We start from the raw sequence: 14497 nt of genomic DNA on the forward strand, positions 1-14497 counted from the left end.
GGGCCGGTGGGCCCTCTGCCGCTCCGTCGCCGGATGGCTCGAAAGTGCCCCTATGCCGTTGGCAGGGCGGTCAGCAGTGCGTCCAGCAAGGCACGGTCACGGGGCTGGGTGAGGCGGGTGCGGGCCGCTTCCGGGGCGAGCCAGAGGACGCGGTCCACCTCGTCGCCCGGGACGAAAGCACCGTCCGTGGCCTCGGCCGCCCAGTACGTGACTTCCTTGGGACGGCCGTTCGCGACGTACCGGACGGTGGGCAGCGGGGTACCCGGCACGCAGTGGTGCCCGGTCTCCTCGAGGACCTCGCGCAGGGCGGCGTCCCTCGCCGGCTCGCCATGCTTGAGCTTGCCCTTCGGGTGCGACCAGTCGTCGTAGCGGGGCCGGTGGACCAGGCAGATCTCCAGCTCTCCGGAGTGCGGCGCCCGGCGCCACAGCACGCACCCCGCGGCCAGCACGGTGCTGCCGGTCATGGCGCGGTCACGGCCGCCGCGTACGGCCAGGTCTCCCGGAAGACCCCACGGGCCGCCTCCACCTCGTGCCGCTGGTCGGCGTGGAGCACCCCCAGGGCGTACGCGGTGGCCGGCGCGATCCGGGGTGTGCGGGCCGCCGCTGCGGCCGCCGCTGCCGCCTCCGCCGCGTCCCGGTGCAGGTCGAGCGCGTGCCCGGGCGCGGCCAGGACCGGGTCGGGAGCGCCGCGTACCACCTCGTGGGCGTACCGGTGCAGTCGCAGCAGAAGGCGGGTCTGGTGCCAGGGCGCGTCGTACGCCTCGTTGTACGGCTCGACCGCCTCGTCCGCCGGGAGCGCGGCCACGGCACCGAGCAGCCGCTGTTCGGCGCGGTCGGCGGGCCCGTGCAGCATCTCGACGGCCGGGGCGTCGGCCGCGGCGGAGAGCGGGACCTCGGAGGCGAGCAGGGCGACCGCGTCGGCGACCGCGTGGAACCGGGACGAGCCGAGCGCCTGGAGCGCCGCCGAATGCGCCCGGGTCCTGGCGAGGGTCAGCTGCCGCTCCAGCAGCGCCCCGGCCCGGGCCGCGCCGACGTCGAGCGCGGCGCGTTCCTTGGCGTGGACGACGGCCTGCTGGGCGACTTCGTGCTGGGCGGCATCGGCGTCGCGGGGTACGACGCCGGTGGCCTTCGCGCGGGCCGCGGGCAGCGAGGAGCCGGACAGGGCGTGCAGCGCGTCGAGGAGCCGGGTGAGCCGGGTCGCGTACGCGTGCTCGCGGGCCAGGGTGCCCGAGAGCCAGGCCAGTTCCGTACGGAGCTGTTCGGCCCAGCCCGGTTCGAGTGCCGAGCGGAAGGTGTGCAGGGTGCCGCTGATGCGGCGGGCCGACCGGCGCAGCGCGCAGGCGGCCTCTTCGGCGGCGACGGACCCGGCGTCCGTGGGAGCGCTGTTCTCGCGGTGCAGCCGCAGGCTCCGCAGGAAGTCCGCGGCCTGTTCCTGCAGGTAGGGGCCGAGGACCGCGCCCGCGGACACGTCCGTCCGGGTCGTCGTCGGGTGGTCAGGGCGTCGCACGCCGGCGCCTCCGGGCGTCAATGAGCATTTCCTGTATGTGCCGCAGCGGCTGACCGTCCGCGTCCGTGGCGTGCCGGGTCCAGTTCCCGTCGGGACCGAGGTGCCAGGAGGAGGTGGTGTCGGCCATACCTGTCTCCAGGAGCCGGTTGAGCGCGACGCGGTGGGCGGGGTCGGTGACGCGGACCAGTGCTTCGATCCGGCGGTCGAGGTTGCGGTGCATCATGTCGGCGCTGCCGAACCACACTTCGGGCTCGCCGCCGTTGCCGAACGAGAAGACCCGGGAGTGTTCGAGGAAGCGGCCCAGTATCGAGCGGACCCGGATGTTCTCGGAGAGGCCGGGGACGCCGGGGCGGATCGCACAGATGCCGCGTACCCAGATGTCCACCGGCACGCCCGCCTGGGCGGCCCGGTAGCAGGCGTCGATGATCGCTTCGTCGACCATCGAGTTGACCTTGAAGCGCACGTAGGCGGGGCGCCCGGCCCGATGGTGCGCGATCTCCTTGTTTATCCGGGAGATCAGTCCGTCGCGCAGGGACTTCGGGGCGACGAGCAGCCGGCGGTACGTCTCGCGGCGGGAGTAGCCGGAGAGCCGGTTGAAGAGGTCGGAGAGATCCGCCCCGACCTGCGGGTCCGCGGTCAGCAGGCCTAGGTCCTCGTACAGCCGTGCCGTCTTCGGGTGGTAGTTGCCGGTCCCGACGTGCGAGTAGCGGCGCAGCGTGTCGCCCTCCTGGCGGACCACGAGCGAGAGCTTGCAGTGGGTCTTCAGCCCGACGAGGCCGTAGACGACGTGGCAGCCGGCCTCCTCCAGCTTGCGCGCCCACTTGATGTTGGCCTGCTCGTCGAAGCGGGCCTTGATCTCGACGAGCACGAGGACCTGCTTGCCGGACTCGGCGGCGTCGATCAGCGCGTCGACTATCGGCGAGTCGCCCGAGGTCCGGTACAGCGTCTGCTTGATCGCGAGCACGTCCGGGTCGCCCGCCGCCTGCTCCAGGAACGCCTGGACGGAGGTGGAGAACGAGTCGTACGGGTGGTGCAGCAGCACATCGCGTTCGCGCAGCGCGGCGAAGATGTCCGGTGCGGAGGCTGACTCGACCTCGGCGAGATCGCGGTGGGTGCCCGCGATGAACTTGGGGAACTTCAGCTCGGGCCGGTCCAGGGACGCTATGCCGAACAGTCCGGTGAGGTCGAGCGGTCCGGGCAGCGGGTAGACCTCGGCGTCGGACACCTTGAGCTCGCGGACCAGCAGGTCCAGTACGTACGGGTCGATGGACTCCTCGACCTCCAGGCGCACCGGCGGGCCGAAACGGCGCCGCATGAGCTCCTTCTCCAGGGCCTTGAGGAGGTTCTCGGCGTCGTCCTCCTCGACCTCCAGGTCCTCGTTCCGGGTGACCCGGAACATGTGGTGGGCAAGGACCTCCATGCCCGGGAAGAGCTCTTCCAGATGCGCGGCGATGATGTCCTCGATGGGGACGTACCGCTGCGGAGACGCCTCCAGGAACCGGGTCAGCAGCGGCGGCACCTTGACGCGGGCGAAGTGGCGGTGGCCGCTCACCGGGTTGCGCACGACGACCGCGAGGTTGAGCGAGAGGCCCGAGATGTACGGGAACGGGTGCGCCGGGTCGACGGCCAGCGGCGTCAGCACGGGGAAGACCCGCTGCCGGAAGAACGTGAACAGGCGGGCCTGTTCCTTCTCGGTCAGCTCCGGCCAGCGGATCAGCTGGATGCCCTCGTCGGAAAGTGCGGGCGCGATGTCCTGCTGGTAGCAGGCGGCGTGCCGGGCCATGAGCTCGCGCGACCGGGTCCAGATCAGGTCGAGGACCTCGCGGGGCTGCAGACCGGAGGCGGAGCGGGTGGCGACGCCGGTGGCGATACGGCGCTTGAGGCCCGCCACCCGGACCATGAAGAACTCGTCCAGGTTAGAGGCGAAGATCGCGAGAAAATTCGCCCGTTCGAGGAGGGGCGTAGCAGGGTCCTCGGCGAGTTCCAGCACTCGCTCGTTGAACGCGAGCCAACTGCGCTCCCGGTCCAGGAACCGGCCCTGGGGCAGCTCGTCGCCGTCGACATCGGGTTCGTACGCATCCGCGTCCGCGTCGAGATCGGGATCGAGGTCGGCAGCGGTGGAAAGTCCGCCGTTCGCCGACGCGACGGCATGCGGACGGTGCGCGGCGAGAGAGCCGATGGACGGCTGCGCGGCGGGCTGGACCGGGACCTCGGAGCTGGGCTGCTGGCTCATGGCCCTATTGTTCCGCGCGGAAGGCCCCTGGGGCGCGTCGGACGGTACGGAGATCGCGGGAATCGCACGGTCTCTGCCGGGATTTTTCCCGTTGCGGGGGGTCGGCACAGCTGGCTGCATCCTGAGAGGGTTGCAAGCGCGTCTGAATGGCCGGTAACGGCGACATGACGTGCAGGAAGCGGTGTGCGGGTGCGCAGTTGCGGCGACGGGCCGCCTGTGCGGGGTCCGGGCCGCTCCGCTGAGGCCCGGACCCCCGGCGATCGGGGCGGTCAGCCGTGGCGGCGGCGCAGCACGCGGAAGGCGAGGGCGACGGCAGCGGCGGCGAGGACGAGCAGGATGCCGGTCTCGACCAGCTGGAGCGGCCAGAAGTGCGAGGCGGGGTGGTAGTCGAGGTAGCGGAGGGTGATGTCCTTCCCGGCCAGGCAGTCGGCGGCCGAGTCGGGGCACACGCCGGCGGGAAGCCGTTTGCCGCCGCTGGTCAGCCAGCCGTGCCCTGCACCGGAGGCCCCGTGGGGGATCCGGAGACCGCTTCCGGCCGCGGACGTACCCGTACGGGTCGGCCACAGATCGTTGCGCACGGTGTTCAGGGCGATCACCAGTGCGCCGTATCCGGTCACCGTCACGAACATGGCACTGACGGTGCGCCGCAGCACCAGCCCGGCGAGGGCGCCGAAGGCCAGCATGCAGAGGGCGTAACCGGCGGGGACGGTACCCATCGAGCCGTAGACCTCCCGGTTGTACCAAGCCGACGGGTAGTGGGTGAGGTCCGCCCGGGCCCGCGCCCACGCGTAGACGGCGGACAGGACGGACATCCCGGCCAGAGACAGCACGGCGGGCACCGCGAGGTTGGCGGCGAGCCAGCGGGCCGGGGTCACCGACTGGGCCCAGGCCAGCCGGTACGTGCCGCTCTCCAGCTCCCGGCCGAACATCGGGCCTGCGACGAACATGCCGATGAGGGCGGGCAGGAGCAGCATCACCACGCTCGCGTACGTGAGCAGACGGCTGAAGACGAACTCGCTGCTCAGGAAGTGCCGGACGGAGACACCGCAGCCGCTGACGGTGTGCTCGACCGAGCAGCCGGTGCCCGCGAACGTGTCGGAGACCGAGCTCATCCACAGATAGGTACCGGCCACGGCGACGATCCCGGCGCCCGCGAGGGCACCGGCGGTCCACAGCGTGCGGTGGTGCCGGCGTACTACGACCCGGGCGGGGCCGCGGAGACCGAGGGTGCTCATCGCGCCGCCACCGCCTCTCCGGGGACCGTGGCGTGCGCCGCGCTCGGTGTCAGCAGCGCCGGTGCCTCCGGTGACCGGAGATGCGCCAGCAGCAGCTCCTCCAGTGACGGTTCCGCGATCTCCCAGGCCGAGTCGTCCACCGGGCCCTCCCTCCGTACGAGTGCGGTCAGCTGCCGTCCCGTCGTGCGGGACTCGACGACGGTGTGCGGTGCCAGCTCCCGTACCGGACCCGTCAGCAGGGCGTGCGCGGCGAGGATGTCCTCCGTCTCGCCGCCGAGGCGGACCCGGCCGCCGTCGACGAGCAGGAGGTAGTCGCAGGCACCCTCCAGCTCGGCGAGGATGTGTGAGGACATCACGATGGTGGTGGCGTGCTCGGCGGCCTCCGCCATCAGGACGCCCATCAGCCGGTGCCGGGCGAGCGGGTCGAGGTCGGCCATCGGCTCGTCGAGCAGCAGCAGTTCGGGCTGCTTGCCGAGCGCGAGTGCCAGAGCCAGGCGAGTGCGCCGGCCACCGGAGAGCGTCCGGACCCTGGCGTCCCTGGGCAGGTCCCCGGTGACGCGCTCGGCGATGGCCTGGTCCCAGGTGGCGGGGTTCAGCTCGGCGCCCGCCCAGAGTGTCTCGGCGACCGTCAACTGCGGGTACAGCGGCTTGTCCTGGGCCACGAACGCCATCCGGGACCGTGCCTCGGCGGGCGTGGCGTCCAGGATCCGTACTGTCCCCTCGACCGGCCGGAGGAACCCTGCGGCGAGGGCGAGCAGAGTGGACTTGCCTGCGCCGTTGGGCCCGACGAGCGCGCACACGCGCCCCGTGGGCAGCCGGAACGAGCAGTCGCGCAGCGCCCATTCCCCGGCTCCGCGCCGGTACTTCACGCCGAGGCCGTTCGCCTCGATCGCAGCGCCTGTCATGTGTGGCTGTCCCCCTTGAACGTGCTGTCCAGTACGGCGGCGAAGAGCGCGTCCATGTCGTCGCGTTCCAGTCCCGCCTCCCGTGCCCGGCGGGCCCAGTCGGTGAGTTCCCCCCGCAGGGGCGTGTCGGTGGTGGCCGTGGAACCGAGGGTCCGGCGCACGAACGTGCCGAGCCCGCGCCGGGCCTCGACGAGACCTTCGCGTTCCAGCTCGCGGTAGGCCTTGAGCACGGTGTTCGGGTTGATCGCGGTCGCCTCGACGACCTCGCGTGCGGTGGGCAGCCGGTCGCCGGGCTCCAGCAGGCCGAGGCGGAGGGCCTGTTTGGTCTGCTGGACGATCTGGAGGTACGTGGCGACGCCGCTGCGCCGGTCGATGCGGAACTCGACCGCTGCGGACTCTGCCATGTTCACCCTTTCACTAATTGAGTAGTGAAAGGGTGGCGGAAAGAAGGGGCGGCGTCAAGCGACGCCGCCCCCCGGGAAAGCTGTGCCGCCCCGGACTCCGGGCGGGCTGCTCAGGACTCCGAACCGGCTGTTCAGGACTCCGTGCGGTACATCAGGTCCACCTCGTGGGTGGCGAAGCCCATCCGCTCGTACACCGTCAGGGCCGCCTTGTTGTCCGCGTCGACGTAGAGCATCGCGGTCGGCAGCCCCTCGGCGGCGAGATGGCGCAGCCCGATCGCGGTGAGCGCCTTGCCGAGGCCGCCGCCCTGCGCGTCGGGCCGGATGCCGAGGACGTACACCTCGCCGAGCTGCTCCTCGGCGTGCACCTTCGTCCAGTGGAAGCCGATCAGCTCGCCGTCGCGCTCGGCCAGGAAGAAGCCTTTCGGGTCGAACCACGGCTCTGCCTTGCGGTCGTCCAGGTCGCGCTGGGTGAGCGCCCCCTGCTCGGGGTGGTGGGCGAAGGCGGCGCTGTTCACCGCGAGCCAGGCGGCGTCGTCCTGGCCGGGCACGAAGGTGCGGACGGTGACGCCCGGCGGCAGCACGGGCTCCGCCATGTCCAGCGGGCTCAAGGTGCGGCGCAGCTGACGCAGCTCACGGAAGAGGGAGAGGCCGAGGACCTGGGCGAGGTGGCGTGCCGCGGACTTCCCTCCGTGTGCCCAGACGCGCAGCCGCTTCCCGGTCGCGGCGAGGAGGGCGGCGCCCAGCGCCCGCCCGTGCCCCTGGCCGCGGTGCGCGGGGTGCACGACCAGCTCGGCGGCCGGTGCCTCGACGGGGTCGGTGTCCTCCAGCTGCGCGTACCCGACGAGGGTGCCCGAGCTGGTGAGCAGAAGGTGGCGCACACCCTCCCGGTGCCCGCCCCTGAGCTGCAGCCGGCCCTGCTCGGAGACCGCGGGCCTGCCGTCGGCGCGGGTCGCTTCGTCGAGCAGATCGAGGACGGCTCCGGCCTGGTCGGCGGAGAGCACGTCGAGCGTCCGGATCTCACGCCCGGGAGCGGGGAGGGGTACATCAGTCGTCATGCGTACGAGCGTACGGCGGGGCGGGGCCGTGAGGGGGGCAGTGAGGTGTCGCGGGGCTCGGCCATTGCCGTGACGTTTTCGACCGGATAGGTGCGAGCTGTGGGCGGTGCGGGGGAGTTGATCCCCTTACCGACCACATGGCAACCGGTTCGTAACGCGAAACACCTGTCGCGCTACGCGCGTTGACTCTAGGCTGCGGGCCGAACCCTCCCGCTGAACTCACAAGGGGACCGATGTCAGCGACACCGCAGAAGAACCGTGCGTCACGGCGGGTGCTCGCCGCCGCGGCCGGGCTGGCCACCGTCGGCGCACTCGTCGCGGCGATGCCGGCCGGCGCCCAGGACCGCGGTCACGGGCACCACACGCCCGCGCGCACCGTCGACGTCCAGCTGCTGTCCTTCAACGACCTGCACGGCAACCTGGAGCCGCCGGCCGGATCGGCCGGCAACGTCACCGAGACGCAGGCCGACGGTACGACGAAGGCGATCCCGGCCGGTGGTGTCGAATACCTCGCCTCCTCGCTGCGCACCGCGCGCAAGGGGCACCCGTACTCCATAACCGCGGCCGGCGGCGACATGGTGGGCGCGAGCCCGCTGCTGTCCGGGCTCTTCCACGACGAGCCGACCATCGAGGCGCTCAACAAGATCGACCTCGACGTGACGACCGTCGGCAACCACGAGTTCGACGAGGGCGCCGTCGAGCTGGCCCGCCTCCAGAACGGCGGCTGCCACCCGGTCGAGGGGTGTTACGAGAAGGACAGGACGTTCCGGGGCGCGGACTTCCCGTACCTCGCCGCCAATGTGACGGACGAGAAGACCGGCAAGCCGATCCTCAAGCCGTACACGGTGTGGAAGAAGAACGGCGTCAAGATCGGCTTCATCGGGGTGACCCTGGAGGGCACGCCCGACATCGTCACCGCCAACGGCGTCAAGGGCCTGAAGTTCCACGACGAGATCGAGACGGTCAACAAGTACGCCAAGGAGCTCGACCGCCAGGGCGTGAAGTCCATCGTCGCGCTCATCCACGAGGGCGGGGCCCCGGCCTCCTCCTCGTACAACTACAACTGCGACAGCCCCGGCGCCGGTGACGGCATCTCGGGGCCGATCGTGGACATCGCCAAGGGCATCAGCCCGAAGGTCGACGCGCTGGTCACAGGCCACACGCACCAGGCGTACGTGTGCACCGTGCCGGACCCGGCGGGCAACCCGCGTCTGGTCACCTCGGCGGCGTCGTTCGGCAAGCTGTACACGGACACGACCCTCACGTACGACCGCCGCACCAAGGACATCGTGCGTACGTCGGTGAAGTCGTCGAGCTCCCTGAACCCGGTCTCGGCGAATCACATCGTCACCCGGGACCAGCCCAAGGCCACCGACATGACGGCCCTGATCGCCCGCTGGAACACCCTCGCGGCCCCGGTCGCGAACAGGCCGCAGGGCTTCATCAGCGCCGACATCAACGGCCGCGGTTCCACGGCCCCCGAGAAGCCGCTCGGCAACCTGATCGCCGACGCGCAGTTGGAGGGCCTGGCCCCCGCGGACAAGGGCGGGGCGGTCGTCGCCTTCATGAACCCGGGCGGCATCCGCGCGGACCTGGTGTACAAGTCGACCGGCAGTGAGGGCGACGGGGTGGTGACGTACGGCGAGTCGTTCACCGTGCAGCCCTTCACCAACATGATGAATGTCGTCGACCTGACCGGTGCGCAGCTGGTCAGCGCGCTCCAGCAGCAGGTCAGCGGCGCCAACGAGGCCAGCCCGAAGATCCTTCAGGTCTCCAAGGGCCTCACGTACACCCTCGACATGACGAAGACGGGCGCGGCCCGCGTCGTCGTCGACACGATCAAGCTGAACGGCGCGGCGATCGACCCGGCCAAGACGTACCGCGTCGCGATGAACGAGTTCCTCGCGGGCGGGGGCGACGGCTTCGCGGCGCTCGGACAGGGCACCGACAAGCTGGTCGGCGCGTCCGACCTGGACCTGTTCAACGCGTACCTGGCGGCGCACTCGTCGGCCACCGCGCCGTTGGCCCCGCCGGCCACGGACCGGATCACGGTCATTCAGTAGGGGTCCGGCGATCGAGTGAGCGGGGCGGTGGGCCATCCGGCCCACCGCCCCGCTGTCGTCACGGGTTCGGGCCCGGGCCTCGCCTAGTGTCGGAACATGACTGCAGAAGCCGAAGCAGAGGCGGACGACGGCCTGGTCACCGTCGCCTGCAACGGGTCCGTCCGCGAAACGATCGACCGGCTCCAGGAGGCGATCAGCGCCTCGGGCTTCCAGGTGTTCGCACGGATCGACCATGCGGACCATGCCGCTCGCATCGGCCTGGAACTCAGGCCGACCGAGCTGCTCATCTTCGGCAAGCCCGAAGGCGGCACGCAGCTGATGCAGGACCGGCAGACCGCCGGCATCGACCTCCCGTCGAAGGCGCTGGCCTGGCAGGATGCCGCCGGTGACACCTGGGTGACCTGCAACGATGCCTCGTGGCTCGCCGCCCGCCACGGTCTGGGGCCGGCGAGTGAAGCGGGCGTCGCCGCGGTGGAGGCGAGCACGGTGGCGGCGGTACGTCAGGCGACGGGCCCGGCCGCGGTCTAGGGCCTCTCGGCCGGGCGCGCGTACCGGCGACGCGGCCCCGTTCCCGTTGTGGCGTGTACCCGTCATACTCCGAAGGCTGACCCCCCACGCAGCCGACGGAGGCACCCGCATGAGCACCCGCAGAACCTTCTTGACCGGCGCACTCGCCCTCTCCGCCACCGCTCTCGCCAGGACGGAACCCGCGACCGCCGCAGCCCGCCGGGCAGCTCCCACCACGCAGGACTGGATGGCCGGCCTCGCCGACGCCACCCCCGTACAACGCCTGACCATCCCCGGAACGCACGACTCCGGCGCCCGCTACGGCGGCCCGTGGACCGAGTGCCAGAACACCACCGTCGCCGAGCAGCTCAACAGCGGCATCCGCTTTCTCGACGTACGGTGCCGGGTCACCGGCGACTCCTTCGCGATCCATCACGGAGCCTCGTACCAGAACCTGATGTTCGGTGACGTCCTCGGCGCCTGCTGGGACTTCCTGGCCGAGCGGCCGACCGAGACCGTGCTGATGCGGGTCAAGCAGGAGTACTCCGAGGAGAGCGACGCCGAGTTCCGGCGGATCTTCGACCTGTACCTCGACGCCAAGGGCTGGCGGCCGCTGTTCCGGATCGACCCCGCGCTGCCGGCACTGGGCGAGGCCCGCGGCAAGGTCGTGCTGCTCGCCGACAACGGCGGACTGCCCGGCGTCCGCTACGCCGATCCCGCACTCTTCGACATCCAGGACGACTACATGGCGGAACCGTTCGCCAAGTACCCGAAGATCGAGTCCCAGTTCCGCAAGGCCGCGCAGCAGCCCGGGAAGCTGTTCATGAATTACGTGAGCACGGCGGCCCTGATGCCGCCCCGCTGGAACGCGGACCGGCTCAACCCGCAGGTGCAGTCGTACCTCGACGGCTCCGAGGCGTCCGGCTGGACCGGGCTCGGGATCGTCCCGCTGGACTTCCCCGCCACCCGGCCCGGCCTGGTCGCATCACTGATCCGGCACAACTCCGGGGCCTGAGCGGTCGTCCGGGGCGGCTCAGGTGGTCTCCGGCGGCGGCTGCGGGGCGCCCGGCAGCCTGATGCATGCCTCCGTGCCGCCACCGGGCGCCCGGCGCAGCGTGACCTCGCCGCCCGCCTGCTGGACCGTGCGCGCGACGATCGACAGGCCCAGGCCCGAACCCGGCAGCTGGCGGGCGGACGGGGAGCGCCAGAAGCGCTCGAAGACGAAGGGGAGTTCCTCTTCGGGGATGCCCGGGCCCTGGTCCAGTACGGTCAGCTCCCCGCCGTGCAGGGCCACGGCGATCGTGCCGTGCTGCGGGCTGAACTTCACGGCGTTGTCGAGGACGTTGACGACCGCCCGCTCCAGTGCCGCCGGCTCGGCCCGTACGTACCAGGGTTCGAGGTCCGCGGTGATGGTCAGCTCGCGGCCGCGGAGCCGGGCCCGTTCCAGCGCGGCCGATGCGATGTCGTGCAGGGCGACGACCTGGAGCGGGCCGGGCTGGGCCGCGTCCGGACGGGCCAGTTCCTGGAGGTCGCCGATGAGCGCTGCCAGCTCGGTCATCTGCGCCGTGACCGACTTCATCAGTGCCCTGCGGTCGTCCGGCGGGATCGGACGGCCGGTCTCCTCGCTGCGGGCGAGCAGTTCCACGTTCGTACGCAACGAGGTCAGCGGCGTGCGCAGCTCGTGCCCGGCGTCCGCGATCAGCTGCGCCTGCCGGTCGCGGGAGGTGGCGAGGGCGGCAGTCATCGAGTTGAAGGAGCGGGACAGCCGGGCGATCTCGTCCTCGCCCTCGGCCGGGATGCGGAGTGTGAGGTCCTCGGTGCGGGCGACATGCTCGACGGCTTCGGTGAGCTCGTCGACGGGGCGCAGTCCGGTGCGGGCGACCCACAGCCCGGCGGCGCCCGCTCCGATGACGCCGATGCCGGACACCATGAGGAGGACGACCGCGAGCTGGTTGAGGGGGGCGGTGACCTGCTCCATGGGCAACGCCACCGAGACGGCGAGACCGGGCCGGACCAGTGGGCCGATGTGGGCCTCCGAGGTGTAGACGCGCATCTTGACGCCGTCCTTCGCCTCGGTGGTGTGCACCGCGTCCCGCCGCTCCCCGGCTGCGACGGCCCGGTCGGCGGACTGCACCGGGATCGCGGACTTGCCGGGCCAGGTGCACGGCCTCGTGCTCGTGGGTGTCACCACCTGGATCGTGTAGGGGATCTCCGGCCCGCCGGAGTCGCTGTCCTGCGGCAGGCCCTGCAGACAGGCTGCGTTGAGACTCTCGACGGTCTGCTGACCGACGTTGACCTGCCGCAGGCTGCTGTCGAGCTGCTCGATCAGCCGGTCCCGCGTGGTCAGCCAGCAGGCCAGGGCCACCGCCGCCACGGCGACCGCCACCGCGGTCGCGACCAGCATCGCCAGCCGGGAGCGCAGCGGCAGTGCGCGGATCCGGTGAAGCGGGCTCGTCACCCGTCACCTCCGCCGGCCCGCAGCGCGTACCCGACGCCCCGCACTGTGTGCACGAGCCGTGGTTCGCCGCCCGCTTCCGTCTTGCGGCGCAGGTACATCACGTACACGTCCAGGGAGTTGGAGCTCGGTTCGAAGTCGAAGCCCCAGACCGCCTTCAGGATCTGCTCGCGGGTCAGCACCTGCCGCGGGTGGGCCAGGAACATCTCCAGCAGCGTGAATTCGGTCCGGGTCAGCTCGACGCGGCGCGAGCCGCGGGTGACCTCGCGGGTGGCGAGGTCCATCTGCAGATCGGCGAAGGACAGCACATTGTCGTCGGGGATGTCACCGCCCGCCACGGCCGTGTACGAGCTGCGGCGCAGCAGGGCCCGGATGCGGGCGAAGAGCTCGTCCAGTTCGAAGGGCTTGACCAGGTAGTCGTCGGCGCCGGCGTCGAGTCCGGTTACGCGGTCGCCGACGGTGTCGCGGGCGGTGAGCATCAGGATGGGAGTGGTGGCGCCGGTGGAACGGATGCGGCGGGCGGCGGTCAGGCCGTCCATCCGCGGCATCTGGATGTCGAGGACGATCAGGTCGGGGGCGTACGACTCCGCCCTGGCCAGTGCGTCGATTCCGTCGACGGCGACCTGTGTGCCGTATCCCTCGAAGGCGAGACTGCGCTGCAGGGCCTCGCGTACGGCCGGCTCGTCGTCGACGATCAGGATGCGCTGCGGATCGTCTTCGGCGGGACTCATCGCTCGTCGTCCTCTTCTCTCTGCGCTGCCGGGGTGCCTTCAGCCTCGCACGGCCGTGGCGCGGCGTCGCGCGGCCCGGCGTCCGCGGCCGGTGGTGATCGTGGTGGTCGCACGGAGTTCCGTGGCGCGCCGGGCCGTCGCGGCGGACCGAGCCGCCAGTGCGAGCGGCAGAGCCAGGTCCGCCGGGCCGGTGGGGGTGTCGGACGGGTGGTTCATGGCTGATCTCCTCAGGAGCTGTCGCCGTCCCGCAGGGTGTCGAGGTCGGCCTTGAGCGTGTTCACCGGGATGGCGAAGCCGAGACCGACGCTGCCCGCACCGGAGCTGCTCGATCCGCCGGCCGAACTCGCGGAATACATAGCGGAGTTGATGCCGATGATCTCGCCGTTCATGTTGATGAGCGCACCGCCGGAGTTGCCGGGGTTGAGCGAGGCGTCGGTCTGGATGGCCTTGTACGTGGTGGTGGAGTTGCCGGTGTCGCCGTTGAACTGTCGTCCGCCGAACTCGAACGGCCAGTCACTGCCGCCGCCCTGCTGCCCCTGCCCCTGACCGCCCTCACTGTCCTTGGCGACGGTGACGTCGCGGTTCAGCGCGGAGACGATGCCGCTGGTGACGGTGCCGGTGAGGCCCTCGGGCGAGCCGATCGCGACGACCTGGTCACCGACCTTGATCCCGGAGGAGTCGCCGAGCGTGGCCGTCTTCAGCCCGCTCGCGCCCTGCAGATCGATCAGCGCCAGATCCTTGTCGGCGTCGGTGCCGACGACCTTCGCGGTGTACGTCCTGCCGGTGCTGAGCGTCACCTTGATCGACGAGGCGCCCGCGATGACGTGGTTGTTGGTGACGATCTCGCCGTCGGACGTGATGATCACGCCGGAGCCGGTGGACTCGCCCGCGGTCGATGTCGCGCCGATCTCGACGATCGTCGGTGACACCGCCTTCGCGACACCGGCGACGGTGCCCGTGCTGCTCTGCGAGACGGTCGTGCCGCTGACCACCGAACTGCTGTCGGTGCCGCTGGAACCGGTGCCGGTGAACTGACCGACGGCGGTGGCGGTGACACCGCCGACGACCGCCGCCGCGACCGCGACGGCCGCCAGCAGGGCGACCGGCCGCTTGGCCCGGCGCCCGTGCCCGGACGGCTCCGGGGCGGGCTGCGGCAGCCCTTGACCGTAGCCGCCGTAGTGGTCGCCACCACTGTGACCGGCGCCGCCGCTGCCGGGCCACACGGTCGTTCCGGGGCCCGTGGAGATCGGCTGCGCGGGCTGGTGCGCAGGCGGCGGCGGGTAGGCCGCGTCGCCGTTGCCGTACGAGGGGTACATCGGGTACTCGCCGCTCGGGCGCTGGCTCTCAGTCATGTCCCCGACTGTGTCCGGCGAACATGAGAGAAGCCTGAGCACGTCCTGAG

At 71.4% G+C, this 14497-nt stretch carries 14 protein-coding genes; 3 read left to right on the forward strand and 11 right to left on the reverse strand.

The window, feature by feature from the left end; all coding sequences use genetic code 11:
* Positions 1-50: 50 nt before the first annotated feature.
* From ACFYP5_RS26280 to mshD, 7 genes are all read right to left on the reverse strand, one after another.
* On the reverse strand, positions 51-464 hold the full coding sequence (locus tag ACFYP5_RS26280; protein ID WP_389040523.1) for an NUDIX hydrolase: 414 nt from the start codon (positions 462-464) through the stop codon (positions 51-53).
* Positions 461-1507 (reverse strand): CHAD domain-containing protein, encoded by a 1047-nt coding sequence (locus ACFYP5_RS26285; protein WP_389040526.1) that lies wholly within the window; start codon positions 1505-1507, stop codon positions 461-463. The genes ACFYP5_RS26280 and ACFYP5_RS26285 overlap by 4 nt, the downstream gene beginning before the upstream one ends.
* On the reverse strand, positions 1494-3740 hold the full coding sequence (locus ACFYP5_RS26290; RefSeq protein ID WP_389040529.1) for an RNA degradosome polyphosphate kinase: 2247 nt from the start codon (positions 3738-3740) through the stop codon (positions 1494-1496). Before ACFYP5_RS26290 ends, ACFYP5_RS26285 begins: the two co-directional genes overlap by 14 nt.
* Before the next feature lie 269 nt (positions 3741-4009).
* Entirely contained in the window at positions 4010-4975 is a 966-nt protein-coding gene (locus ACFYP5_RS26295; RefSeq protein WP_389040531.1) for a hypothetical protein, read from the reverse strand.
* On the reverse strand, positions 4972-5880 hold the full coding sequence (locus ACFYP5_RS26300; protein ID WP_389040534.1) for an ABC transporter ATP-binding protein: 909 nt from the start codon (positions 5878-5880) through the stop codon (positions 4972-4974). The genes ACFYP5_RS26295 and ACFYP5_RS26300 overlap by 4 nt, the downstream gene beginning before the upstream one ends.
* On the reverse strand, positions 5877-6284 hold the full coding sequence (locus ACFYP5_RS26305; RefSeq protein ID WP_389040537.1) for a GntR family transcriptional regulator: 408 nt from the start codon (positions 6282-6284) through the stop codon (positions 5877-5879). The genes ACFYP5_RS26300 and ACFYP5_RS26305 overlap by 4 nt, the downstream gene beginning before the upstream one ends.
* A 131-nt stretch (positions 6285-6415) precedes the next feature.
* A complete protein-coding gene (gene mshD / locus ACFYP5_RS26310) occupies positions 6416-7339 on the reverse strand; it encodes a mycothiol synthase (protein ID WP_389040540.1) in 924 nt (307 codons plus the stop codon).
* 233 nt (positions 7340-7572) lie between these two features.
* Between mshD and ACFYP5_RS26315 the strand changes: the two genes are divergently transcribed.
* The 3 genes from ACFYP5_RS26315 to ACFYP5_RS26325 all read left to right on the forward strand — a co-directional run bounded on the left by ACFYP5_RS26315 (position 7573) and on the right by ACFYP5_RS26325 (position 10924).
* Complete coding sequence (locus tag ACFYP5_RS26315) at positions 7573-9402, forward strand: bifunctional metallophosphatase/5'-nucleotidase (protein WP_389040543.1); 1830 nt, start codon at positions 7573-7575, stop codon at positions 9400-9402.
* Between the two features lie 96 nt (positions 9403-9498).
* On the forward strand, positions 9499-9930 hold the full coding sequence (locus ACFYP5_RS26320; protein WP_389040546.1) for a DUF302 domain-containing protein: 432 nt from the start codon (positions 9499-9501) through the stop codon (positions 9928-9930).
* A 109-nt stretch (positions 9931-10039) separates the two neighbouring features.
* On the forward strand, positions 10040-10924 hold the full coding sequence (locus ACFYP5_RS26325; protein ID WP_389040549.1) for a phosphatidylinositol-specific phospholipase C: 885 nt from the start codon (positions 10040-10042) through the stop codon (positions 10922-10924).
* A gap of 18 nt (positions 10925-10942) precedes the next feature.
* Here ACFYP5_RS26325 and ACFYP5_RS26330 read toward each other — a convergent pair whose 3' ends face one another.
* The 4 genes from ACFYP5_RS26330 to ACFYP5_RS26345 are packed head-to-tail and all read right to left on the reverse strand — an operon-like array spanning position 10943 to position 14447.
* Positions 10943-12367, reverse strand: coding sequence for an ATP-binding protein (locus ACFYP5_RS26330; protein ID WP_389040552.1), 1425 nt, complete (start codon positions 12365-12367; stop codon positions 10943-10945).
* Entirely contained in the window at positions 12364-13095 is a 732-nt protein-coding gene (locus tag ACFYP5_RS26335) for a response regulator transcription factor (protein ID WP_389040555.1), read from the reverse strand. Before ACFYP5_RS26335 ends, ACFYP5_RS26330 begins: the two co-directional genes overlap by 4 nt.
* Before the next feature lie 39 nt (positions 13096-13134).
* Complete coding sequence (locus ACFYP5_RS26340; RefSeq protein WP_389040558.1) at positions 13135-13311, reverse strand: hypothetical protein; 177 nt, start codon at positions 13309-13311, stop codon at positions 13135-13137.
* Between the two features lie 11 nt (positions 13312-13322).
* Positions 13323-14447, reverse strand: coding sequence for a S1C family serine protease (locus ACFYP5_RS26345; protein ID WP_389040561.1), 1125 nt, complete (start codon positions 14445-14447; stop codon positions 13323-13325).
* Positions 14448-14497 lie beyond the last annotated feature (50 nt).

This window comes from Streptomyces sp. NPDC005262 (assembly GCF_042872425.1).
Taxonomy (GTDB): Bacteria; Actinomycetota; Actinomycetes; order Streptomycetales; family Streptomycetaceae; genus Streptomyces.

What these genes read in the sequence shown, in the direction of transcription:
- ACFYP5_RS26280 (WP_389040523.1), bottom strand. Translation starts at nt 464, where the DNA reads ATGACCGGCAGCACCGTGCTGGCCGCGGGGTGCGTGCTGTGGCGCCGG.
- ACFYP5_RS26290 (WP_389040529.1), bottom strand. Translation starts at nt 3,740, where the DNA reads ATGAGCCAGCAGCCCAGCTCCGAGGTCCCGGTCCAGCCCGCCGCGCAG.
- ACFYP5_RS26295 (WP_389040531.1), bottom strand. Translation starts at nt 4,975, where the DNA reads ATGAGCACCCTCGGTCTCCGCGGCCCCGCCCGGGTCGTAGTACGCCGG.
- ACFYP5_RS26300 (WP_389040534.1), bottom strand. Translation starts at nt 5,880, where the DNA reads ATGACAGGCGCTGCGATCGAGGCGAACGGCCTCGGCGTGAAGTACCGG.
- ACFYP5_RS26305 (WP_389040537.1), bottom strand. Translation starts at nt 6,284, where the DNA reads ATGGCAGAGTCCGCAGCGGTCGAGTTCCGCATCGACCGGCGCAGCGGC.
- mshD (WP_389040540.1), bottom strand. Translation starts at nt 7,339, where the DNA reads ATGACGACTGATGTACCCCTCCCCGCTCCCGGGCGTGAGATCCGGACG.
- ACFYP5_RS26315 (WP_389040543.1), top strand. Translation starts at nt 7,573, where the DNA reads ATGTCAGCGACACCGCAGAAGAACCGTGCGTCACGGCGGGTGCTCGCC.
- ACFYP5_RS26320 (WP_389040546.1), top strand. Translation starts at nt 9,499, where the DNA reads ATGACTGCAGAAGCCGAAGCAGAGGCGGACGACGGCCTGGTCACCGTC.
- ACFYP5_RS26325 (WP_389040549.1), top strand. Translation starts at nt 10,040, where the DNA reads ATGAGCACCCGCAGAACCTTCTTGACCGGCGCACTCGCCCTCTCCGCC.
- ACFYP5_RS26335 (WP_389040555.1), bottom strand. Translation starts at nt 13,095, where the DNA reads ATGAGTCCCGCCGAAGACGATCCGCAGCGCATCCTGATCGTCGACGAC.
- ACFYP5_RS26340 (WP_389040558.1), bottom strand. Translation starts at nt 13,311, where the DNA reads ATGAACCACCCGTCCGACACCCCCACCGGCCCGGCGGACCTGGCTCTG.
- ACFYP5_RS26345 (WP_389040561.1), bottom strand. Translation starts at nt 14,447, where the DNA reads ATGACTGAGAGCCAGCGCCCGAGCGGCGAGTACCCGATGTACCCCTCG.